Below are 21,627 nucleotides of genomic sequence, written 5' to 3'. Positions count from 1 at the left end.
ATTTCCCAGTATGTAAGACCCCTTGAAGACGACGAGGTTGATAGGTTCGGGGTGGAAGCACAGCAATGTGTGGAGCTGACGAATACTAATCGGTCGAGGGCTTATCCTAAAAAAGTTTGCATGGACCCATACATCCAGCAGACAAACAGCTAAGGTTCAGTAAGACAACTTTCGTATCCAGTTTTCAGGGCGTAATGTTCCTGATCTTGCATGCGTCCCCGAACGCAGCAAGCGACAATTATTCGGGGGACAAGCGTGGCGGTGTAGCTCAGCTGGCTAGAGCGTACGGTTCATACCCGTGAGGTCGGGGGTTCGATCCCCTTCGCCGCTACCATTACCTTTTTAATTAGATATTTCGGAGGATTAGCTCAGCTGGGAGAGCATCTGCCTTACAAGCAGAGGGTCGGCGGTTCGATCCCGTCATCCTCCACCATCATTTTCTTATTCGATTATTCATCGAATCCACTTGGAGCTGTGGTGTAGTGGCCCAACATGCCTGCCTGTCACGCAGGAGACCGCGGGTTCGAATCCCGTCAGCTCCGCCATTTTTTCTTTAAAGTAAGGCTCGGTAGCTCAGTCGGTAGAGCAGAGGACTGAAAATCCTCGTGTCGGCGGTTCGATTCCGTCCCGAGCCACCACTTTATTTTTTTTCGTTCTGACGAAGAGAAATAGTAATACGGAGGGCTAGTGAAGTGGCTAAACACGGCAGACTGTAAATCTGCTCCTTCGGGTTCGGTGGTTCGAATCCATCGCCCTCCACCATTTATTCACATCACGAGTCATTAGCTCAGTTGGTAGAGCACCTGACTTTTAATCAGGGTGTCGTAGGTTCGAATCCTACATGACTCACCATCTTTACTTATATAATAAATTTAACCGAGGGTCTTAGGACCGTCGGTTTTTTTGGCTCCATTTTTAGTTAGTTATTAGAAAAGGGCTCTATCTCAAGCAGCAGGCACGCTGCACCAGATAGAGCCCTTATTTAATTTATTGATTTTATTTTCTAATCGACAATTCATAGATCAGCTCTTTAACCGTCTGATCTAGGCGCGATAGTAAATCATCATTAAGTGTGAACACAGGCTCACCATTATCGCCCTGTGTACGTTCGATTTGCGAATCGACAGCATAAACTCCGCTGGCATATAGCTTAGCACCCATCGAGGCTAAGACCGGCTTTAACGCATAGTCAATCGAAAGAAGATGAGCTATCGTTCCTCCAATAAATAAAGGAGCAATAATTTTTCCCTCAAGCCCTTTTTGCGGAAGCAAATCCAAGTAGGTTTTTAAAACGCCTGTATAGGATGCCTTATAGACTGGGCTGGCAATAATGACCGCATTTGCTTCCTCAACTAGTTTGTTGGCCTCTTGGATGGCTGGACTATTAAAGTTAGCGTGAACGAGATCCTCAGCAGGCAGATAAACGACTGATATGATTTTAGTAGTTAAGTTTTGCTCCATTAGTTGGCGTTGAACATACTGTACAATACCATTTAATCGTGAGGCTTCGTTCGGACTGCCGGAAATAATAACGATTTTAGACATGGGTCACTCTACTTTCTCTATAGAATTTTATTCGAATAAACTTTTATATTACTCCGGTGTGGATAATTCGATAATTCCTATCATGATTAATGGCAACGGTCGTTTAATCAATTTGTTATAACAGGTTTCTTGTATTTTATCGATATAAGGGAACAATGTACATAGAGAAGTAATAAAAAAGGGGTTTTTTGAATGAATTATGGATTAGCGGCGATATTAAGCTTTGCTATTGTCTTTATAAGCGTGCCGCCACTTCGCAAGCTTGCGATTCATCTTGGATTTGTTGATCAGCCCAATAATCGAAAAATACATAATAAGCCGATCCCTCTAATGGGCGGTGCGGCGATTTTTGTTGGTTGTGTAGTTACGATGTTTATATTTATAGGATTCACTCCATTGAGTTGGACTATTCTGGCAGGCGGTCTTATGCTTGTTTTCATCGGTCTTCTGGATGACGGGGCGAAATCAAAGGGAAAGGATTTTCCTATTTGGCCTCGGGTAATTTTATATTTGGTGATTGCGACTATCCCTACGTTATTTAAAATCAAAATAGCAGGGATTACGAATCCCTTTAGCGGCGTTTATTATATGTTTCCGGATTGGTTCGCGTGGCTCACAACGATGCTGTGGGTATTTGCACTAATAAATATGATTAATTTTATTGATGGTGTCGATGGTCTTGCATCAGGGGTATGCACGCTTTCGTCACTTACTTTATTGATAGCTGCACTTATAAGAGGACAAGCCGATACGGCAATATTGGCAGTAATTGTGGCAGGTGTTTGCTTTGGGTTTTTGGTACATAACTTTTATCCGGCGCGCATCTTTATGGGGGATGCGGGTGCAACCTTTCTTGGCTATACGCTTGCGGTCATCGCGATCGATGGTACGTTCAAACGCGCAACATTTATTACAGTATTAGTACCTCTTCTTGCACTTGGATTGCCTATATTGGATACAGTATACGTCATGCTGCGAAGACTTGTCAGTGGGAAAGGCCTGCATCATGCAGACAAGCTGCACACCCATCATACGTTAATGAAATGGGGGCTTAATCAAGTTCAAACCGTTTCTTTTATGTATTTAATCTCTGCTTTATTCGCATTGCTTTCGATTATTCTTCTACTCGTTATGGGCTGAACTTCATAGTGTATTTGTGGTACAATGACGACAAAAAGCGTTTCCTATGATATAAAAAAGCTAGATCATTTTCATTATGAAGCTGATTATATGATTGAGAAACGTATTTTGTACCTCAGAGAACGGCGTCAGCCGTTTAGGCTTGTGGAGATTGGAGAGATAGAGAAATGAGCACGACAGACTGGTTGAAGCCACTGCAGCACATTTTAAACTGTCCGGTACATTTCGTAACTAAAACGACAGCTGAATGGGACGATTTGATAAAGGACGCCGATGCGGTTTATGTCGGAGAAAGATCGGATCAAGCTCCAAAAGAAGGACAACGCGCTGAAAAAAATGGTACGACATGGATTATTGCCTCAAGTCGTGAATGTTCGTTGGAACTGCTGGAAATCGACAATCCTTTGTTAAATGAAACAGAGAAGGATCTGATCAGCTGGACTCTCCAGCTCAGAAGCAATGAACAGTCTCAGAAGAAAACAGCATCTCTCTCTGAAACCGAGAGAAATGCGCTTAAGCTGAGTGAATGGATCCAAAAACAGCTTGAGTCGGACGAGCCTGCGTATTCCATCCCTGATCATTTGACTGTAGGAAGTCGATTGTATACGGAAATGATTCCATTTCTATTAGTTACGGAACAATCAAATACTAAGCAAGCTACTTATATCGAGCTGGAGAGACTGCTTCGTTCCTTCTTATCAGAGGATGTATTGCTGATTCCGTTAAAAAACCAAGAATGGCTAATATGGGGTCCGCTTACATTGCTCAGAGATGTGGATGCGGAATTGTTTGATGAATTAGAGGAAGAGGCACTTGAGGATAGCTTGGCGTCGATTGGGCTTGGATTGCATGAGATGCTGGCGAGTGAATGGATCGGAGAGTGTCATCTTGCTGTAATGCATCCAACCTCGCCGGCTAAAGGTATGATAGAGACGACTATCTTATTGCGAGAAACGATCAGCTTGGGGCGTAAATTTCATGTCGGCACTAATATTCATCTCCCATGGATGCTGCAGCTTGAACGTTTATTGAATGCGATACCTGAGACGCAGCGTTCTAAGTACTTGGAGCAATCGCTAAAACGTGCGGACTTATTCGTTGAATCAGAAATGTTAAGCACGTTAGAGACTTTTTTTATGTTAGATTGCAACGTAAGCGAGACTGCCAAGAAATTATATATTCATCGCAACACGCTGCTCTATCGATTAGATAAACTTAAACAAGAGACTGGGCTTGATGTTCGTCAGTTCAGAGATGCCGTACTAGTAAAAATCATATTACTATTGTACAAAGTTACGAAAAGAAATTAGTTTTTTTGTAAAGTATGTGCATAGTCATCAGCCTTTGTGTGGGATAAGATATAGGCATAACGAAATTTCTTTCTAGGGGGAAACATATCATGGCAGGCGTACGTTTAGAAAGCATTTACAAAAAATACCCGGGAACTGACAAAGCATCGGTTACTGACGTTAGCTTAGATATTAAAGACAAAGAGTTTCTAGTATTGGTCGGACCATCTGGTTGCGGTAAATCGACAACTCTTCGTATGATTGCAGGTCTTGAAGAAATTTCTGAAGGTAAATTGTTCATCGGCGATCGTCTAGTGAATGATGTAGCTCCTAAAGACCGTGACATCGCGATGGTATTCCAATCCTACGCGTTGTACCCACACATGAATGTATACCAAAACATGGCTTTCGGCCTTAAACTTCGTAAATTCAAAAAAGCAGACATCGACAAACGTGTTCGCGAGGCTGCTAAAATTCTAGATATCGAGCATTTGCTTGACCGTAAACCAAAAGCACTTTCCGGTGGTCAACGTCAGCGTGTTGCATTAGGACGCGCAATCGTTCGTGAACCGCAAGTATTCTTAATGGATGAGCCGCTTTCCAACTTGGATGCAAAACTTCGTGGTCAAATGCGTGCTGAAATCAGCAAGCTGACTAAACGTCTTGAAACAACTACAATTTATGTAACGCATGACCAAATCGAGGCAATGACGATGGGTGACCGCATTGTTGTTATGAAAGACGGTTTCATTCAACAAACGGCTTCTCCAGAAGAGCTTTACAACCATCCGGTTAACATCTTCGTAGCTGGCTTTATCGGCGCTCCATCGATGAACTTCGTTTCTGGTTCGTTGGCTGAGCAAGGCGGCGTGCTTCGCTTCAAAGCAAGCGGCGTTGACGTAGTTGTACCTGAAGGCAAAGCTGCTTCACTTCGTTCGAAAGGTTATATCGGCAAAGAAGTAATCCTTGGCATTCGTCCAGAGGATCTTCACGAAGAGCCAGTGTTCATTGAAGCATCTCCACAAACAATCGTTAACGCGAATGTTGAGGTTGCTGAGAACCTTGGTCACGAAATGTATCTTTACCTAAATGGTATCGGCACAGACACAGTAATCGCTCGTGTTGATGGCCGCTCCGGAGTACGTGATGGCACAAGTGTTAAGCTTGCGCTTGATATGAACAAAGTACATTTGTTTGACAAAGAAACAGAGCTTAACATTTTTGAAGCTTAATAATAGTATGGAAGAAGAACGATCGGATTATTCCGATCGTTCTTTTTTTCGTTTAACTGAAACCAATTAAATGCTTCGGAAGTGGGCTGAGGCATGGATTGTTGGCGATGAGACGGCGTTGCTGCAGCGTATAGAGCTAGATAAACAGCAGTTGTACGGTATTGCTTATTCCTTATGCGAAATGAGGCGGATGCGCTAGAAGCGATACAAGAGACAGTATCCAGGCTATGTACTAGAACCAATTAGCATACCAATTAGCATACCGATTAGATGAATTTAAGGCGCTGAGCAATGGAGGAAACGTTGCGTTCAGCGCCTTTTTCCTTTACGATGAAGACATTGGAAAATGGCATACATAATAACATAAAGCAGTTGTCAGATGAAGGAGGCCATACGATGGCGAAAAGAGTGAAAGTAACGGAGCTAGTCCGACAATTTCAACTAGAGATCATTGCCGGCGAGGATGGACTAAAGCGCGCGATTACTGTTGATGATTTGTATCGGCCTGGTCTTGAGATGGCTGGTTATTTCCACTATCATCCAAGTGAGCGGGTGCAGCTGCTTGGCAGAACGGAAATTTCCTTTCTAAACATGCTTGATAGTGAAGATCGGAAGGATCGGATGATACGACTCTTTAAGGAGGACACGCCCTGTGTTATTTTGACACGAAGTTTGGAGGCGCCTCAAGAGCTGGTCGATCAATCCAATTTGATGCAAATTCCGGTGCTGCGCAGCAATGTTGCAACTACTATTTTGTCCAGCCGGATTACAGACTTTTTGGAGAAAAAATTTGCTCCTACAGCAACAATCCATGGTGTTCTAGTTGACGTTTACGGTGTTGGAATGCTCATTACAGGAGGCAGCGGCATCGGGAAAAGCGAGACGGCTCTGGAGCTTGTAAAGCGCGGACATCGTCTTGTAGCTGATGATGCGGTGGAGATTAGGCAAACTTCGGATGGACAGCTACATGGCAGCGCGCCGGAGCTGATTCGTCACCTTTTAGAAATTCGCGGTCTAGGCATTATTAATGTAATGACATTATTCGGAGCGGGCGCTGTTCGCACGCAGAAGCGTATCGGCCTTGTTATTAAGTTGGAAAATTGGCAGCAGGATAAGCAATATGACCGACTTGGGCTCGATGAGGAAACGACTCGCATTATCGATACGGACATTCCCCTTGTTACTGTCCCTGTACGTCCGGGCCGAAATTTAGCAGTTATTATTGAGGTTGCGGCGATGAACTTCCGCCTGAAGCGGATGGGTTATAATGCGGCACTGCAATTTACAAACAAGCTGACCGAGACGATTGCTGAGGATATGGACGAATATGACTGATTCCAAAGGAGATCTAGAAAATGACCACTTTATCAATTAATCCGATTGCTTTCACAATTGGTTCCTTGCCGGTTCATTGGTACGGAATTATTTTGGGAACAGGGGCCTTGATAGGCTTGATGCTGGCCGTGCAGGAGGGCAAACGCTTCGGAATTAAGCCGGAATTCTTCATGGATTTGCTGCTGCTTGGTGTTCCTTCTTCTATTATTGCGGCCCGTATTTATTATGTAGCATTTAAATGGGAAGATTACAAAGGTGACTTTTTCAGTGTGTTCAAAATATGGGAGGGCGGTATTGCCATATATGGAGCGCTTATAGGCGCATTTATATGTGGGTTCTTCTACATCAGATACAAAGGATACAGCTTTTGGCGGATTGCGGATATATGTGCACCGGGCTTGTTAGCTGGTCAAATGATCGGACGCTGGGGCAACTTTATGAATCAAGAAGCTTACGGTGGAGTAGTTAGTGAGGAGTTTCTACGGAACACGCTTAATATTCCGAACTTTATTGTGAACAATATGTTTATCGTTGATTCAGCGTTTCCAGAGGGTGCGTTCCGTCATCCAGCATTTTTGTATGAATCGCTCTGGAGTTTGGTTGGTATTGCTTTGCTATTCGTGCTTCGTCGCCAGAAGTTTGTGCGCGCGGGTGAAATTGTGGCCGGCTACTTAATCTGGTATTCAATCGGCCGCTTCTTTATTGAGGCGCTTCGTACCGACAGTTTAGCATTTATGGGACCACAATGGCTAGCATCACTTATAAATGGACTTTGGTCACCGATGGAAATAGCCTTTACACAAGGTTATTTGGATCCTTCCTATGGAAATATCCGCATATCGCAGGTAGTGGCTTTATTGCTCATTATAGGGGCGATTGTACTTATTATTGTTAGACGGAAGACAGGATTGGCATCGGAGAGATATATGGATCCGATTATTACAACGAAGCCAGAGAGAAATGGCGGCGTAGATCCTGTAGTAGAAGCAAGCAAAGATGGCATTACAGGTGCAGAGAGTAAAAATCGCGTTAAAGATAATAAAAAAGATTAGCGCGTGACAGCATTAGGAGGGTTTATGAATGGCGAGTAATATAAAAACGATGCTATTTGATTTGGATGGCACCATTATTGACACCAATGAGCTTATTATTCGCTCGTTCATAGAATCATTGAAGGGTGTTGTACCGGAGGGTTTCGGGAGAGAGCATATCATTCCGAGCATGGGACAACCTCTGACTGATCAAATGCGGTTGTTTTCTGGACTGGAAGAGGTATCTCATCTAGTGGCGGCTTATCGGGAAGTGAACCTTCGATTGCATGATGAGTTTGTGAAGTCGTTTGATTATGTAAATGAAGTACTGGAAACGCTGCATGGCAAAGGAATTCAAATTGGAGTCGTTACAACGAAAATGCGGCTGACGACTGAGCGCGGCTTGAAATATGTTGGGATTGCCGATTATATCGATGCCATTGTAACGATTGATGATGTTATTAATCCGAAGCCGCATCCTGAACCTGTAAGCATGGCTATCAAGCTGCTCGGAGCAGACCCGGCTACGACTATCATGGTCGGTGATAGTACCGTGGATATGCAGTCCGCAAAAGCGGCAGGCACTTTGGCTATCGGTGTCGCTTGGTCACTTAAAGGCGAGCAGGTACTAAAGGATGCTGGAGCGGATCACGTCATTCATGACATGCGGGACCTTTATTCATTTGTCGGAATGGAGAGCGAGCCGTTTGCGAAACGTTAACCGATATCCGGTGGAAGGACCGAATGCGCTGTGGCAGGTCTATTCGACAGTGAGCCGCGTAAAGTCGGTTCGGAATTTTATATTCATACAGCTGGCGCGCTACTGCCCGGTTCTTTCGCTTAAAAATTGGATTTACCGCCGAGTGCTTGGAATGAAGGTCGGAGAGCATACCGCTTTCGCTTTGATGGTTATGGTCGATGTCTTTTTCCCGGAACGAATTTCGGTCGGCAATAATTCAATTATAGGATATAATACGACGATTTTGACGCATGAATATTTAATAAAGGAATACCGGCTAGGTGATGTGAAAATCGGATCTAATGTGATGATTGGCGCGAACACAACGATTCTGCCAGGTGTGACGATCGGAGATCATGCCGTAATAGCCGCCGGTTCCGTTGTCCACAAGGATGTGCAGCCCTATGCTTTTGTAGGCGGCAATCCTATGCGCGAGATAAAAAGAAGTGAGCCTAAGTCTTCGGATAACTAAGCGAATAACCTTATGAACGATCCATTGCAACAATGCGAAATCAAAAGTGAGATAACGTCAATTATAAACGGCTGTCACCAGCCTCTACGGCATAATCATTCTTTTCGCTGATATATAAGCTTATTTATAAGTGAAATCTTATACATTCTTATATATAGAAAAAGGATGTTTCTCGGTGTTTGCGCTTCGTTTGGCGCACAATCCCAGGAGACATCCTCTTGTTGTTTAAGAGGGATTTGAGGGCTGTTTTTGGCTTGACGGAGACGTGTTATTCATGCTAATATTACGACTAAACACTTTATTTTGGCAGTATGGTAACATGGTATCGCTTTACCACATTAAAGTAATAGAAGGTGATCGGGAATGTCTAAACCGAAAGTATTTGAAAAGCCGATAGGCGTTAAAGATTATTTGCCAGGCGCTGTTGCTAAGCTGCGACATATCGAGCGTGAGGTGCTGGCTTGCATGCAAGGCTGGGGCTACGAACAGATAATGACGCCAACTATAGAGTATTACGACACAGTCGGTGTTGCCAGCTCAACATCGGATCAGAAGCTGTTCAAGCTGCTAAATAATAAAGGAACTACGCTCGTGCTTCGCTCCGATATGACGGCGCCGATTGCACGCGTAGTGGCCTCTCTATTGAAAGAAGAAGAGTTTCCACAACGTTTGTCCTACCACTCCAATATATTTCGCGCGATTGAAGAGGAAGCGGGCCGCGAGGCTGAGTTTTTCCAAACGGGTGTGGAGCTAGTAGGCGATTCTTCGGCTGAAGCGGATGCCGAGGTTGTTGCACTTGCTATTGCTTCGCTGAAAGCGGCAGGAGTAGAACGATTTAAAATTGCGATTGGGCATGTTGGTTTTCTGAATGGTTTACTAGAAGAGACGCTGCCTGGTCGCACGGAAGCTCAGGAACAGCTGAAAGGCTGCCTGCTTGGACGTGATTACGTAGGCTATCGTCAGCAGCTCCGCGAGCTGTCGCTTGATGAGCCGGTTCAGCGCGAGCTGGAGGGCATTCTAAGACTGCGCGGCGGGCAAGAGATTTGTGATCAGGCTTTGCAGCTAAGTGTAGATGCTACCGCTCGTGAGTCTATCCGCCATTTGTGCGAGATATGGGATGTGCTTAAGGCATATGACGTCTGTGAGCATGTGCTGATTGATTTAACGATGATTGGCGATTTTTCTTATTATACAGGGATGACGTTCGAAGGCTATGCGGCTGATCTTGGCTTTCCAGTCGTAAGCGGCGGACGCTATGATAATTTATTGGCTCAGTTCGGCAGACCGGCTGCAGCTACAGGCTTCGCATTGAAGACGACTCGTATTTTGGAGCTGATGGGCGAAGAGGATGAGCATCTTTCTGAACGGACGCTAGTATTATACGATGCGGCGGGTCGTACAGAAGCTCTGACAGAGGCGCAGAGGCTTCGCGGACAAGGGCATCCAGTTATAACGGAACGGGTTGACGCGGCGATTGCTGGAGGGCTAGAAGCTGTTTTATTAGCAGCTGCGGCTCAAGAGCCTTTTACGTATAAGGGTGTAAGCTATAAAACGTTGGCGACTTATATAGCGAATGATGAAGTAACGAAGGGAGGCAGCGCCACATGAGCGAAGCGGGAAGAGATATTTTGAAAGTGGCGATGCCAAAGGGCCGAATCTATAAGCAGGCTTCGAAGCTGTTTCGCGAAGCGGGATTGCCAATTCCGAGTGACTTTGACGATACGCGCAAGCTGATCATTGAACTGCCTGAAATGGGCATGGAGTTTATAATGGCGAAGCCGGTGGATGTGCCGACTTATGTGGAATATGGTGTTGCAGACATCGGGATCGTCGGCAAAGACGTTCTGATGGAAGAAAATAAAGATGTATACGAGCTGCTTGATCTAGGTATCGCCAAATGTCGGATGTCGGTAATAGGAATGCCGGACTGGAAGCCGACGATTAATCCTCGCGTTGCAACGAAGTATCCGAACGTCGCTTCCGCTTACTTTCGTGAGCGCGGACAGCAGGTCGAAGTCATTAAGCTGAATGGCTCCATTGAGCTGGCTCCGATGATTGGGCTGGCCGATCGTATCGTCGATATGGTGGAAACGGGCCAAACGCTTCGGGAGAACGGACTTGTGGAAATGGAGTCGATCTTCGGAATTACGAGCCGCTTGATTGCAAACCGGGTAAGCTATCGGATGAAAAATGACGCGATTCAAAGCTTGTGTGATCGATTGCAGGACACTTTGGCGACTAGAGCTTAAATATAGAAGCAGACAGCAAGGCAGATAGTAGGGCAGGTAAAAGTGCAATTAATAGGAAGGGGCGAAGCATATGCGTATTATGCGGACGGAGCAGTTTGGTTTGAAGCGCGAGGTGGAGTACGGGACACCGGAGCAAAATGAAGCGGTCAGGACGATCGTAGAAGGCGTCAAGACCGAGGGTGACGCGGCGCTGCTCAGGTATACGGAGCAGTTCGACCGCGTGAAGCTGGATGCGGCGTCACTGCGCGTGACACAGCAGGAGATTGAGGCGGCATATGACCTGGTCGACGCGGATTTCCTTGCGGCTATTCGCGAAGCGGCCGTGAATATTAGGGTGTTCCACGAGAAGCAAATGCGTACCTCGTGGATGGATCTGCAGCAGGACGGAACGCTGCTCGGGCAAATTATGAGACCGCTTAAGCGGGTCGGCGTATATGTGCCCGGGGGCAAGGCGGCTTATCCGTCGTCCGTGCTGATGAATGTCATTCCGGCACAGGTAGCCGGCGTGCCGGAGATTGTCATGGTGACGCCGCCTGCAACGGGCGGCACTGCGGGCATCGACCCGTATATTCTCGTTGCCGCCGCGGAAGCGGGCGTCAAGGAGATGTACCGGGTCGGCGGGGCACAAGCTATAGCCGCGCTGGCGTACGGCACGGCTTCGATTGATCCGGTCGATAAAATATGCGGACCGGGCAACATTTACGTGGCGCTGGCGAAGCGCGCCGTATTCGGCGCCGTCGATATCGACAGCATCGCCGGCCCAAGCGAAATCGTCGTGCTAGCCGACGATTCGGCAGATCCCGCGTATGTAGCCGCGGATCTGCTATCGCAAGCTGAGCACGATGAGATGTCGTCGGCGATTCTCATTACGCCGTCGCAGCAGCTGGCGGAAGCGGTCGCTGCGGAAGTGGAACGTCAGCTTTCTACACTGCCGCGCCAAGACATCGCGCGCAGCTCCATTGACAACTACGGCGCAGTGCTGCTCGTCGACTCGCTTGAAGCGGGTATCGACGTTGTGAACCAGCTTGCACCGGAGCACCTTGAGGTTCTGACGGTTGATCCGATGCGTCTGCTCGGTCACATTCAGAACGCAGGAGCTATTTTCCTCGGGCCTTACAGCTCGGAGCCGGTAGGCGACTATTTTGCCGGTCCGAATCACATTATCCCGACAAATGGCACAGCGCGCTTCTCATCACCGGTAAACGTGGACGATTTCTTGAAGAAATCGAGCCTGATTTATTACAGCAAGGAAGCGTTGCTTGCTAACGGTGAGAAAATTATGACGCTGGCTCGGCATGAGGGACTTGAGGGACACGCGCGCGCAATAGAGATTCGTCTGGAGAAAGAGCGGGGCTAGCGTAAGGACTTGCTGTCAATAAACAGTAAAAGTAAGATTCTAGCACGTCCGTGATTAAAGTTAACACTTAAAAATATGTTTATGTATCACCGTGAAACCGATGATTTTGCCGAAGAGGACGACGACAGCGGTTTACGGGATCTTTATAGGATCTGAATATACAGGATTTGAATAGTATTGCCGAATTGCTGAACATTTGGTGTCAACATAATAGTTAATGAAACAACCATAGAAGAACTTATTTTATAGGGAAGAAGGAATTAGAGTGACGGAAAATAGAGTACGCGAGGCATCAGTGTCACGCAAGACAAACGAAACGGATATTAAGCTTTCGTTCGCAGTAGATGGTACGGGCGAGGCAAAGATTGAGACGGATGTGCCTTTCTTGAATCATATGCTCGATCTGTTTACAAAGCACGGTCAATTTAACCTAGAGGTTGAGGCACGCGGCGATATCGATATTGACGACCACCACACTGTGGAGGATATCGGCATTTGTATCGGTCAGACGCTTCGTGAGGCGCTTGGGGATAAACGCGGTATTAAACGTTACGCTAGTGTATTTGTACCAATGGATGAAGCGCTGGCACAGGTTATCATCGACGTTAGCAATCGTCCGCACTTTGAATATCGCGCGGAGTATCCTTCAGCACAGGTTGGCAGCTTCTCCACTGAGCTCGTACATGAGTTTTTATGGAAGCTGGCGCTTGAATCACGGATAACTCTTCACGTTATCGTACATTACGGCAAAAACACGCATCACATGATCGAAGCGGTGTTCAAAGCTTTAGGCCGTGCTCTAGACGAAGCGACTAGCATTGATCCTCGCGTACAAGGAGTGCCTTCTACGAAAGGAGTGCTTTAATATGATCGCCATTATCGATTACGGTATGGGCAATCTGCATAGCGTTAGTAAAGCAGTTGAGCGTCTCGGCTATGAGGCGGTTATTACTGCTGATCCGCAAATCATTGTTGAAGCGGAAGGTGCTATATTGCCTGGCGTCGGCGCTTTTGGCGATGCAATGGAAAACCTTCGCAACACGAAGCTGGACGATGTGACGAAATTTTATGCGGCTTCCGGCAAGCCAATGCTCGGAATCTGCTTAGGTATGCAGCTTCTTTTCAGCGAAAGTGAGGAGTACGGTACGAATGTGGGGCTGAATTTATTGCCCGGCAAAGCAGTCCGCTTTCAAGGTGATTATAAGGTGCCTCATATGGGCTGGAATAAGCTTTCATTCCTGCAGCAGCAATCTCCGCTTTTCAATGGTCTAACAGAGGGACATGTATACTTTGTTCACTCGTATCATGTGAAGCCGGAGCTGACATCTGATTTGCTCGCCACTACAGACTATCACCAGCAGGTGACTGCGATTGTCGGTCGCGGCAACGTATACGGCATGCAGTTTCATCCGGAGAAAAGCGGAGAGCTCGGTATGCAATTGCTGGGCAATTTCCTAGCACTTACGAGCAGCAAAAAACTGCAAGAGCAACTGTAAAGATATTCGAGCTATATATAACTACATCTATAAAGTGGCTCGACTCCAAAATCATTGCTTAATTTCATGAAGCCCTACACGGACGGGGTAGGATAGAGCATTACGGGGCTGCATAGAGCCAGAGCAGAACCGAAGCATAGAACACAGCAGAACAGACAGCAGAACAACCAGCAGAACAAACAGCAGAACAACCAGCAGAACAACCAGCAGAACAAGCAACAGAACAAACAACAGAACAAACAGTAAAACAGACAGCAGAACAAGCAACAGAACAGAACAAACAGTAAAACAGACAGAGAACAAACAGCAGAACAAACAGCAGAATAAACAACAGAACAGAGGGAAACATTCAGTTACCATACTTCTGTTTTAACGAACGAAAAGGGCTGTGCAATTAGAATGTATTTTATCCATTCAAACTCCGTAGATTTCCCTTTTTAATGTGTTTGAATGGAAAAGATACAATCAAATAGGTGGATATAGGCACTTTGTCTGCAAAACAGACGATTAGCTTGGATGAAATACAGTCAAAGGTCAAAACGACGTTCCGATGTTGTGTTAATTGTATGAAATACAGTCAAATACGGCAATGAAGATTAAGCTTACTCACTATCTGTATTTCACTACCTGTTCTTAGCTGATTTCAGTTTTGAGCCATAAAAGACTACAACTATAACCAGAGTAACCATAATTACTATAAGCATAAGTACTGTAGCTATAAGAACTGCATCTATAAGATTAGCTTTTTATTAATAGCTGATACAACATAAAGCAGACCAAACAGCTGCTTTAAAATGAGTTAACATACAGTGGATCAAACACCTATTACACACACCTACCTCAAACAGCTATAACACACATTTTCATCAAACATTTGAATCAAATATCTGTATCACACATCTTCATCAAACATCTATTACAACCATCTGTATCAAACATCTCCACCAAACAAATCAAGCTCGGCTAAACGGGCATAAAGGAGAGGGCAATATGCTGGCGAAACGTATCATTCCGTGTCTTGATGTGAAGGATGGCCGGGTAGTGAAGGGTGTAAACTTCGTGAACCTGCGCGATGCGGGCGATCCAGTCGAGCTGGCGGCCACCTATGACCAGGAGGGCGCTGATGAGCTTGTATTTCTGGATATATCAGCTTCCGTGGAAGGCCGCGCGACGATGATTGAGGTCGTCAAGCGAACGGCTGGTGAGATTACCATTCCATTTACGGTTGGGGGCGGCATTTCCCATGTAGACGATATGAAGCGTCTGCTGCGGGCAGGTGCGGACAAGATAGGCATTAATACCGCTGCTGTCAAAAACCCGTCGCTCGTAAAGGATGGCTCACGTAAGTTTGGCTCACAATGTATTGTGGTAGCCATTGACGCGAAGTTTAATCCAGAGTGGGGCGAGTGGGAAGTTTATACCCATGGCGGACGTAACACTACGGGAATAAAAGCATTGGAGTGGGCACGTGAAGTTGAACGTCTAGGTGCAGGAGAAATTTTGCTTACCAGTATGGACGCGGACGGAACGAAGGATGGCTTTGATCTCAAGCTAACGCAAGCAGTATCAGATTCGCTAGGAATACCTGTTATTGCATCCGGCGGCGCGGGTCGAGTTGAGCATTTTAATGACGTGTTCCAGCTGGCACATGCTGATGCAGCGCTTGCTGCAACAATTTTTCACTATAAAGAAATGACAATACGTGAGGTAAAAGACGATTTGCGGCGGAAGGGAGTAGAGGTTCGATGACGGAAAACAGTAAGATATTATCACAAATTAAATGGGATGACGCGGGACTTGTGCCAGCCATCATACAGGATGCCCAGAGCAAGGAAGTGCTCATGCTCGCTTATATGAACAAGGAATCACTTCAGCTCTCAACAGAAACTGGTGTAACTTGGTTCTGGAGCCGTTCACGCAACGAGCTTTGGAATAAAGGCGCAACTAGCGGCCATACGCAGCGTATTGTATCAATGGCGTATGATTGTGACGGAGACACGCTGCTGGTTAAAGTGCTGCAAAAGGGACCCGCATGTCATACAGGTCGTTACAGCTGTTTCTATAACTCGATTGAGATAAATGATAAAGCCAACGATTCTTCTCAAGCTGATGAGCCGACAGCAGACCGATTTGCGACATTCGGCAATCTGGAGAGTGTTATTGCAGAACGCTATGCGGAGCGTCCAGAAGGATCTTATACGACGTATTTGTTTGAAAAAGGCGTAGATAAAATTCTCAAAAAGATTGGCGAGGAAGCCTCAGAGGTCATTATCGCGGCAAAAAATCAAGATAACGACGAGCTTCGCAGTGAAGTGGGAGACCTGTTCTTCCACCTGATGGTTCTGCTCCGCGAGCGCGGACTTCCCATTGATGATGTGATGGACGAGTTGAATAACCGTCACGGCAAGCCAACAACGAACAAAATGAGGTAAAAGGAAAAGAAGAGATTAGGAGAATATAGGAGCAAAACACCGATCGAGTTGGAGAAAGACGGACATACGCAGCTACTGACTTCTAATTGTCGAAAATTAGTATGGATAGATTTTTGAATTATCGTAAAATCAATGTATAATATAAATGACAAATGAAGCTTTGTCGAATGATCCGACAAGGACGAGTACAAGCTAGTAAAATTAATTGGTTTTAACGCTCAGGAGGGTATCATGTTAAGCGACAAGGTGCGTATTTTTTCGGGTTCGTCTAATCCGGTATTGGCTCAGAAAATCAGTGCAGAGCTTGGTTTGACGCTAGGCGCGATCAAGATGTCACGTTTCAAAAGTGGTGAAATTTACGTTCATTACGAGGAAACGATTCGAAATTGCGACGTATTTCTCGTGCAATCGTTCTCGCATCCAATAAACGAGCATTTTGTCGAATTGCTTGTTATGATTGATGCTGCAAAACGTGCTTCCGCTAGAACGGTTAACATTATTATGCCGTACTACGGTTATGCTCGTCAGGAACGTAAAGCAGCGCCTAGGGAGCCTATTTCGGCTAAGATGCTTGCGGATGTATTAACTACAGTTGGTGCGAACCGTGTCATTACAATTGATCTGCATGCACCGGCTATCCAAGGTTTCTTCAACATTCCTGTTGATCATATGACAGCGCTTGACTTAATCAGTGACTATCTCAAAACGAAAAACATCAAAAATCCGGTAGTTGTTTCGCCGGACGCAGGCCGTGCTTCTACTGCTGAGAAGCTGGCTAACTACTTAGACACATCTTTTGCGATTATGATTAAGAAGCGCCCTGCTCACAATGAATCGGTTATTACACATGTCATTGGTGATGTAGAAGGTCAAACTCCGATCATTATTGAGGATTTGATTGACACGGGAACTACAATCGTCAATGTGGTAGAAGGCTTGAAGGAACGCGGCGCAGAGGATGTATATGTATGCGCCACGCACCCGTTATTCTCCGGCTCGGCCATTGAGCGTTTGGATCATCCGAATATTAAAGAGGTTATCGTCACTGACTCTATCTGTCTGCCGGAGTTTACTCCGGAGAGATTTAGAGTACTATCGGTAGCGCCTCTGCTTGCTGAAGCAACTCGTATCATTTTAGAGGGCGGTTCGATCAGCACATTGTTCAAAAGCAATGGCGTATAGCCTTAAGCTTAAAGAAATGAATAGTTATGATAAGGGAAATCGCGGACGGTGTACATGCCATCCGCGATTTTCCTCATATTCTTTCGTGTTAGGATAGGCATGGCTATGGTATAATCGTAGAAAATCGGAAGTTACGGGAGGTGCCTTGCCAATGAAAGAGAATAAGCGTGTAGTCGTAGACCAACAAACCAAAATAATACCGATTCAATGGGACGCCACGTTTTTTTTCGAGCGGGCAGTCCGTTCGCTGGATCGATTCCATTATGACAAGGCACTCAAATATTTTCGTCGCGCCGTAGAATACGAGCCGGATAACCCGGTAAACCATTGCAACATGGCCGGCATCTTATCTGAGCTGAGCAATTACGAGGAGTCTAATAAAATATTAGGCTGGATCGTGGATGAGCTTGATCCTTCTATGACGGAATGTCATTTTTACATGGCGAACAACTTTGCGAATATGGAACAATATGAAGCGGCCGAAGGCTCGCTTATTAGATATTTGGAAGAGGATGCTGACGGACAATTTCTAGATGAAGCGGAAGAGATGATGGATCTGCTTCACTATGAATTGGAGCGGCCTACGCGCCTTACGAACATAAAATCGCGTGAAGGCATGTTTGAGCATGACCAAGCTCGAACGCTGCTTGAGGAAGGCAAGTTTACTGAGGCCGTTCGTATATTGGAACAAATTATTGAAGGTCAGCCGGAGTTTTTGGCTGCACGAAATAATTTAGCGTTAGCCTATTATTATATGGGTTTGTTCGATAAGGCGATGGAGACAATTAACGAAGTGCTTGAGATTGAAAAGGGCAATTTGCATGCGCTTTGCAACCTCGCTATCTTTTTCCAACACGAGAACGATGAGGAAAGCTTGAGGCCCTTAGTAGATCAGCTGCTTAAAACGGTGCCGTTTCATCAGGAGCATGTGTTTAAATTGGCAACGACAATGGGCATCTTAGGAGAGCATGGGTCGGCTTATATACACTTCACTCGATTGCTGAAGGACGCTGGGCTTCATCATGATCCATGCTTATATCATTATGCTGCTGTTGCCGCATGCAACATAGGTCGATTACAGGAAGCGGAACGTCTCTGGAAGCAGACGATTAAGCTTGATCCATTGTCGGGTATTCCGCATTACTATATGGAACAACTTGAGCTTGTCCGAAGCGGAGAGCAGACGGCATCCATCAGCTACCATTACCATCTGCCTTTTGAAGAGCAATTCAAGCTCTGGGAAAAATCTTCGGATGGCATTCCAGATCATTTAAAGCGTGATCCTCTCGTGCGCTCATCATTTTTCTGGGCGCTGCGTCATGGAGATCAGCATACTAAACTGCAGGTCATTCAAGCATTAGGCATGATTGCTGATAGCGAAGTGAAGGATGTGCTGCGTACTTTTCTGCTCGAGAAGGATGAGGACGATTATTTGAAGCGTATTGCTATCTTTGTGCTTCGGACAATCGGCGTTCAAGAGCCGCTTCACGCCGTGTTGGAAGGCAAAGAGACGGTAATAGAGCCAAATCGTGTCCCTTCGAGGCTGCCTGTTTGGGAAGATAAATGGCAGGCTGTTGTAGAAACTGCTCTAAGCAGGATGAGCAAGCACTACGATCTTGTGCAGCAGCATGATTTGATGACACTGTGGGTGGAGTTTTTGTCACGGGTTTACCCGAATGTGCCGAAATTGACTAAGCCGGAGGGCTGGGCGGCGGCGCTTGAATATTTGACAGCAAAAATGCACCGAAGAGCGATTTCCTACCCTGAGGTGTCCGCGCGTTACGGTACATCAATCGCGACTGTAAGCAAGAATGTAAAGCTTATTGACGGAGTTTGCGGTATTAAAGAGAAGATGAAGTCAATAAGCTCTGTTTTTTCGACACAACAAATACAGGATGAATAAACTTCCATGAGGTGATTTATATGTATAAGTCAATTATTATTGGTACCGGCCCTGCCGGTCTTACAGCAGCTATTTACTTAGCGCGGGCGAATATGAACCCGCTAATTATTGAAGGTCCTGAGCCAGGCGGACAACTGACAACAACGACAGAGGTTGAGAACTTCCCTGGTTTTCCGGAAGGGATTATGGGTCCTGAGCTCATGGAAAATATGCGGAAGCAAGCGGAACGCTTCGGCGCAAAATTTATTACTGGCTGGGTAAACAGCGTTGATATGTCTGAGCGCCCGTTCAAGCTTCAAGTAGAGGGCCACGGCGAGCTAGTGGGCGAAAGTATCATTATTTCGACAGGTGCTTCTGCGAAGTATCTTGGCATTCCAGGCGAGAAGGAAAATGTAGGGCGCGGGGTAAGCACATGTGCGACCTGTGACGGATTTTTCTTCCGCGGGAAAAAAATTATCGTGGTTGGCGGCGGCGACTCCGCAATGGAGGAAGCGGGCTTCCTAACGCGCTTCGCATCCAATGTCGAGCTTGTTAACCGTCGCGATGAGCTTCGCGCTTCGAAGATCATGCAAGACCGCGCGCGTGAGAATGAGAAAATCAGCTGGAGCCTGAACCATACTCCAATTGAAGTGGTAGCCGGAGGCATGGGCGTAACGGGTCTTAAAGTTCGCGACAATGCAACGGGAGAGGAAGAGGTTATTACAACCGATGGAATTTTCATAGCTATAGGCCATACGCCGAACACGAAGTTCCTTAATGGACAAATCGATACGGATGATCATGGTTATATCGTTGTAAAACCAGGCTCTTCTGAAACAAATGTTGCCGGCGTATTCGCTTGCGGTGATGTTCAAGACAGCAAATATCGTCAAGCTATTACAGCAGCAGGCAGCGGTTGTATGGCCGCGCTTGATTGCGAGAGATTCCTTGAAGGAAGCATGACACATGACTGGAGCAAAACGTTGTAATAGACGACTTGCGCCTGGGATACGAGAAAAAAGCTATACCGGTAAAGCATTTCGCTTATGGTATAGCTTTTTCCTTATCGTTTGCTGAATAAAAAAGCGACATTCATTTTTTTAAGCGGAAGCCCTTCATTTCGAACGAAAAAAAGGCATAGTCATTAATAGCGGAGATCCGAATGCAGGCGCTGTTTTTAACCGTATTGCGTAATCTTGACCGCGCGGTTTGGTTGGCTTATAGTGTACAGAGAAGATTATCATATTGATGAGGTGGACTAGTGATGTCTGAGAAGATTTACGTTGGAGTCGATGTCGGCGGTACAACTATTAAGTTAGGCATTTGCGATGCGGAGGGACAATTGCTCCACACGTATGAAGGACCAACGGAGACAACTAAAGGAACGGACATTGTCCTTCAAAATATTGCAGACTATGTGCGGAAAATTGTAACCGAATCACCGTTTGAGTGGGAACAAGTTGACGGTGTAGGCGTTGGTATTGCAGGTTTTCTAGATATCCCTAATGGGATTATTAAGTTTGCTCCAAACTTGAAGATTGAAAATGTTGATTTGAAATCTTATTTGGAGAATCAACTCCAAAAGACAATCAAAATTAATAATGATGCAAATGTGGCTGCATTGGGCGAAGCATGGGCTGGGGCTGGCAAAGGCGTTGCGCATTGCGTATGCTATACGCTTGGAACAGGTGTTGGCGGCGGTATTATTATAGATGGCAAAATCGTAGAAGGCTTTCAAGGTATGGCTGGAGAGCTCGGTCATATGGCGATCGTGCCTGATCTGGAAGCTATACAATGCGGCTGTGGGAAAATTGGCTGCCTAGAGACTGTATCCTCTGCAACTGGTATTATCCGCATGGCCAAGGATGCTGTAGAACGCGGCGATCGCACTACGCTTTCTCAGGTGGAGACAATTATGGCGAAAGACGTTCTAGACGCTGCTAAGGCTGGCGATGAAGTGGCGCTGCGTATTGTTAATCGCGCGGCTTACTATTTAGGCAAATCGATGGCGATGATGGCTATCGTGCTTAATCCTCAGTATTTCATTATCGGTGGCGGCGTGTCGAAAGCCGGCGATTTTCTGTTTGACCAAATTCGCGATGTGTTCGAGAAGTATACGCAGGACCAAGCGAAGGAAGGCGTTAAAGTTGTCGCTGCGACACTTGGCAACAACGCTGGTGTAGTTGGTGCGGCAGGTCTGATTTTGAGAGGTTAGTAAAGTATAAGATTCATGCTTACGAAGTAGG

At 46.0% G+C, this 21,627-nt stretch carries 20 protein-coding genes, 6 tRNA genes and 1 rRNA gene; 26 read left to right on the top strand and 1 reads right to left on the bottom strand.

Features of this window, described 5'->3' with window-relative positions; all coding sequences use genetic code 11:
- The 7 genes from AC0YN7_RS17070 to AC0YN7_RS17040 all read left to right on the top strand — a co-directional run.
- A 23S ribosomal RNA gene (locus tag AC0YN7_RS17070) occupies positions 1-109 on the top strand; the annotation flags it as partial.
- 148 nt (positions 110-257) lie between these two features.
- Positions 258-334, top strand: a tRNA-Met gene (locus AC0YN7_RS17065).
- A gap of 23 nt (positions 335-357) precedes the next feature.
- Positions 358-433, top strand: a tRNA-Val gene (locus AC0YN7_RS17060).
- A gap of 35 nt (positions 434-468) precedes the next feature.
- Positions 469-545: transfer RNA gene (locus AC0YN7_RS17055), tRNA-Asp, on the top strand.
- A gap of 17 nt (positions 546-562) precedes the next feature.
- Positions 563-638: transfer RNA gene (locus AC0YN7_RS17050), tRNA-Phe, on the top strand.
- A gap of 40 nt (positions 639-678) precedes the next feature.
- Positions 679-762: transfer RNA gene (locus AC0YN7_RS17045), tRNA-Tyr, on the top strand.
- Positions 763-776: 14 nt separating this feature from the next.
- Positions 777-852, top strand: a tRNA-Lys gene (locus AC0YN7_RS17040).
- Between the two features lie 144 nt (positions 853-996).
- On the opposite strand, the gene ssuE is transcribed toward AC0YN7_RS17040, so the two are convergent.
- Positions 997-1,545 carry an NADPH-dependent FMN reductase gene (ssuE, locus tag AC0YN7_RS17035; RefSeq protein ID WP_475811207.1) on the bottom strand — a complete coding sequence of 183 codons (549 nt, stop codon included), beginning with the start codon at positions 1,543-1,545 and terminating at the stop codon, positions 997-999.
- Positions 1,546-1,737: 192 nt separating this feature from the next.
- Here ssuE and AC0YN7_RS17030 point away from each other — a divergent pair, with 192 nt between their 5' ends.
- The 19 genes from AC0YN7_RS17030 (at position 1,738) to AC0YN7_RS16940 (ending at position 21,596) form a co-directional block, all read left to right on the top strand.
- On the top strand, positions 1,738-2,685 hold the full coding sequence (locus tag AC0YN7_RS17030; RefSeq protein WP_475811206.1) for an MraY family glycosyltransferase: 948 nt from the start codon (positions 1,738-1,740) through the stop codon (positions 2,683-2,685).
- 167 nt (positions 2,686-2,852) lie between these two features.
- Complete coding sequence (locus AC0YN7_RS17025; RefSeq protein ID WP_475811205.1) at positions 2,853-3,995, top strand: PucR family transcriptional regulator; 1,143 nt, start codon at positions 2,853-2,855, stop codon at positions 3,993-3,995.
- Between the two features lie 89 nt (positions 3,996-4,084).
- Positions 4,085-5,206 (top strand): ABC transporter ATP-binding protein, encoded by a 1,122-nt coding sequence (locus AC0YN7_RS17020; RefSeq protein WP_475811204.1) that lies wholly within the window; start codon positions 4,085-4,087, stop codon positions 5,204-5,206.
- 70 nt (positions 5,207-5,276) lie between these two features.
- Entirely contained in the window at positions 5,277-5,405 is a 129-nt protein-coding gene (locus AC0YN7_RS17015) for a hypothetical protein (RefSeq protein ID WP_475811203.1), read from the top strand.
- 197 nt (positions 5,406-5,602) lie between these two features.
- A complete protein-coding gene (gene hprK / locus AC0YN7_RS17010) occupies positions 5,603-6,541 on the top strand; it encodes an HPr(Ser) kinase/phosphatase (protein WP_475811202.1) in 939 nt (312 codons plus the stop codon).
- A gap of 20 nt (positions 6,542-6,561) precedes the next feature.
- Entirely contained in the window at positions 6,562-7,593 is a 1,032-nt protein-coding gene (gene lgt, locus AC0YN7_RS17005; RefSeq protein WP_475811201.1) for a prolipoprotein diacylglyceryl transferase, read from the top strand.
- A gap of 28 nt (positions 7,594-7,621) precedes the next feature.
- Positions 7,622-8,293, top strand: coding sequence for a pyrophosphatase PpaX (ppaX, locus tag AC0YN7_RS17000; RefSeq protein ID WP_475811200.1), 672 nt, complete (start codon positions 7,622-7,624; stop codon positions 8,291-8,293).
- On the top strand, positions 8,280-8,783 hold the full coding sequence (locus AC0YN7_RS16995) for an acyltransferase (RefSeq protein ID WP_475811199.1): 504 nt from the start codon (positions 8,280-8,282) through the stop codon (positions 8,781-8,783). Before ppaX ends, AC0YN7_RS16995 begins: the two co-directional genes overlap by 14 nt.
- Positions 8,784-9,146: 363 nt before the next feature.
- On the top strand, positions 9,147-10,391 hold the full coding sequence (locus AC0YN7_RS16990; RefSeq protein WP_475811198.1) for an ATP phosphoribosyltransferase regulatory subunit: 1,245 nt from the start codon (positions 9,147-9,149) through the stop codon (positions 10,389-10,391).
- A complete protein-coding gene (gene hisG / locus AC0YN7_RS16985) occupies positions 10,388-11,032 on the top strand; it encodes an ATP phosphoribosyltransferase (protein WP_475811197.1) in 645 nt (214 codons plus the stop codon). Before AC0YN7_RS16990 ends, hisG begins: the two co-directional genes overlap by 4 nt.
- Before the next feature lie 70 nt (positions 11,033-11,102).
- A complete protein-coding gene (gene hisD, locus AC0YN7_RS16980) occupies positions 11,103-12,389 on the top strand; it encodes a histidinol dehydrogenase (protein WP_475811196.1) in 1,287 nt (428 codons plus the stop codon).
- A gap of 259 nt (positions 12,390-12,648) precedes the next feature.
- A complete protein-coding gene (gene hisB / locus AC0YN7_RS16975) occupies positions 12,649-13,254 on the top strand; it encodes an imidazoleglycerol-phosphate dehydratase HisB (protein WP_475811219.1) in 606 nt (201 codons plus the stop codon).
- Position 13,255: 1 nt separating this feature from the next.
- Positions 13,256-13,885 (top strand): imidazole glycerol phosphate synthase subunit HisH, encoded by a 630-nt coding sequence (gene hisH, locus AC0YN7_RS16970; protein ID WP_475811195.1) that lies wholly within the window; start codon positions 13,256-13,258, stop codon positions 13,883-13,885.
- Positions 13,886-14,875: 990 nt separating this feature from the next.
- Positions 14,876-15,634: an imidazole glycerol phosphate synthase subunit HisF gene (gene hisF / locus AC0YN7_RS16965; RefSeq protein WP_475811194.1), complete on the top strand. Its 759-nt coding sequence runs from the start codon at positions 14,876-14,878 to the stop codon at positions 15,632-15,634.
- On the top strand, positions 15,631-16,317 hold the full coding sequence (hisIE, locus tag AC0YN7_RS16960; protein ID WP_475811193.1) for a bifunctional phosphoribosyl-AMP cyclohydrolase/phosphoribosyl-ATP diphosphatase HisIE: 687 nt from the start codon (positions 15,631-15,633) through the stop codon (positions 16,315-16,317). The genes hisF and hisIE overlap by 4 nt, the downstream gene beginning before the upstream one ends.
- A gap of 231 nt (positions 16,318-16,548) precedes the next feature.
- Positions 16,549-17,499, top strand: a complete 951-nt coding sequence (locus AC0YN7_RS16955; RefSeq protein WP_475811192.1) for a ribose-phosphate diphosphokinase — start codon at positions 16,549-16,551, stop codon at positions 17,497-17,499.
- Positions 17,500-17,650: 151 nt separating this feature from the next.
- Positions 17,651-19,402: a tetratricopeptide repeat protein gene (locus AC0YN7_RS16950; RefSeq protein ID WP_475811191.1), complete on the top strand. Its 1,752-nt coding sequence runs from the start codon at positions 17,651-17,653 to the stop codon at positions 19,400-19,402.
- Positions 19,403-19,422: 20 nt separating this feature from the next.
- On the top strand, positions 19,423-20,370 hold the full coding sequence (gene trxB / locus AC0YN7_RS16945; protein WP_475811190.1) for a thioredoxin-disulfide reductase: 948 nt from the start codon (positions 19,423-19,425) through the stop codon (positions 20,368-20,370).
- 275 nt (positions 20,371-20,645) lie between these two features.
- A complete protein-coding gene (locus AC0YN7_RS16940; RefSeq protein WP_475811189.1) occupies positions 20,646-21,596 on the top strand; it encodes an ROK family glucokinase in 951 nt (316 codons plus the stop codon).
- Positions 21,597-21,627 lie beyond the last annotated feature (31 nt).

Source organism: Paenibacillus sp. J31R122, assembly GCF_056269185.1.
Note: the sequence above shows the minus strand (reverse complement) of the source record. Positions and strands in the feature narration are given on the sequence as shown.

Coding starts and splice junctions, on each gene's coding strand:
- hprK (WP_475811202.1), top strand. CDS start 5,603: ATGGCGAAAAGAGTGAAAGTAACGGAGCTAGTCCGACAATTTCAACTA.
- AC0YN7_RS17020 (WP_475811204.1), top strand. CDS start 4,085: ATGGCAGGCGTACGTTTAGAAAGCATTTACAAAAAATACCCGGGAACT.
- AC0YN7_RS17025 (WP_475811205.1), top strand. CDS start 2,853: ATGAGCACGACAGACTGGTTGAAGCCACTGCAGCACATTTTAAACTGT.
- AC0YN7_RS16990 (WP_475811198.1), top strand. CDS start 9,147: ATGTCTAAACCGAAAGTATTTGAAAAGCCGATAGGCGTTAAAGATTAT.
- hisF (WP_475811194.1), top strand. CDS start 14,876: ATGCTGGCGAAACGTATCATTCCGTGTCTTGATGTGAAGGATGGCCGG.
- ppaX (WP_475811200.1), top strand. CDS start 7,622: ATGGCGAGTAATATAAAAACGATGCTATTTGATTTGGATGGCACCATT.
- AC0YN7_RS16955 (WP_475811192.1), top strand. CDS start 16,549: ATGTTAAGCGACAAGGTGCGTATTTTTTCGGGTTCGTCTAATCCGGTA.
- ssuE (WP_475811207.1), bottom strand. CDS start 1,545: ATGTCTAAAATCGTTATTATTTCCGGCAGTCCGAACGAAGCCTCACGA.
- AC0YN7_RS17030 (WP_475811206.1), top strand. CDS start 1,738: ATGAATTATGGATTAGCGGCGATATTAAGCTTTGCTATTGTCTTTATA.
- hisG (WP_475811197.1), top strand. CDS start 10,388: ATGAGCGAAGCGGGAAGAGATATTTTGAAAGTGGCGATGCCAAAGGGC.
- hisIE (WP_475811193.1), top strand. CDS start 15,631: ATGACGGAAAACAGTAAGATATTATCACAAATTAAATGGGATGACGCG.
- AC0YN7_RS16950 (WP_475811191.1), top strand. CDS start 17,651: ATGAAAGAGAATAAGCGTGTAGTCGTAGACCAACAAACCAAAATAATA.
- lgt (WP_475811201.1), top strand. CDS start 6,562: ATGACCACTTTATCAATTAATCCGATTGCTTTCACAATTGGTTCCTTG.
- hisH (WP_475811195.1), top strand. CDS start 13,256: ATGATCGCCATTATCGATTACGGTATGGGCAATCTGCATAGCGTTAGT.
- trxB (WP_475811190.1), top strand. CDS start 19,423: ATGTATAAGTCAATTATTATTGGTACCGGCCCTGCCGGTCTTACAGCA.
- AC0YN7_RS16940 (WP_475811189.1), top strand. CDS start 20,646: ATGTCTGAGAAGATTTACGTTGGAGTCGATGTCGGCGGTACAACTATT.
- AC0YN7_RS17015 (WP_475811203.1), top strand. CDS start 5,277: ATGCTTCGGAAGTGGGCTGAGGCATGGATTGTTGGCGATGAGACGGCG.
- hisD (WP_475811196.1), top strand. CDS start 11,103: ATGCGTATTATGCGGACGGAGCAGTTTGGTTTGAAGCGCGAGGTGGAG.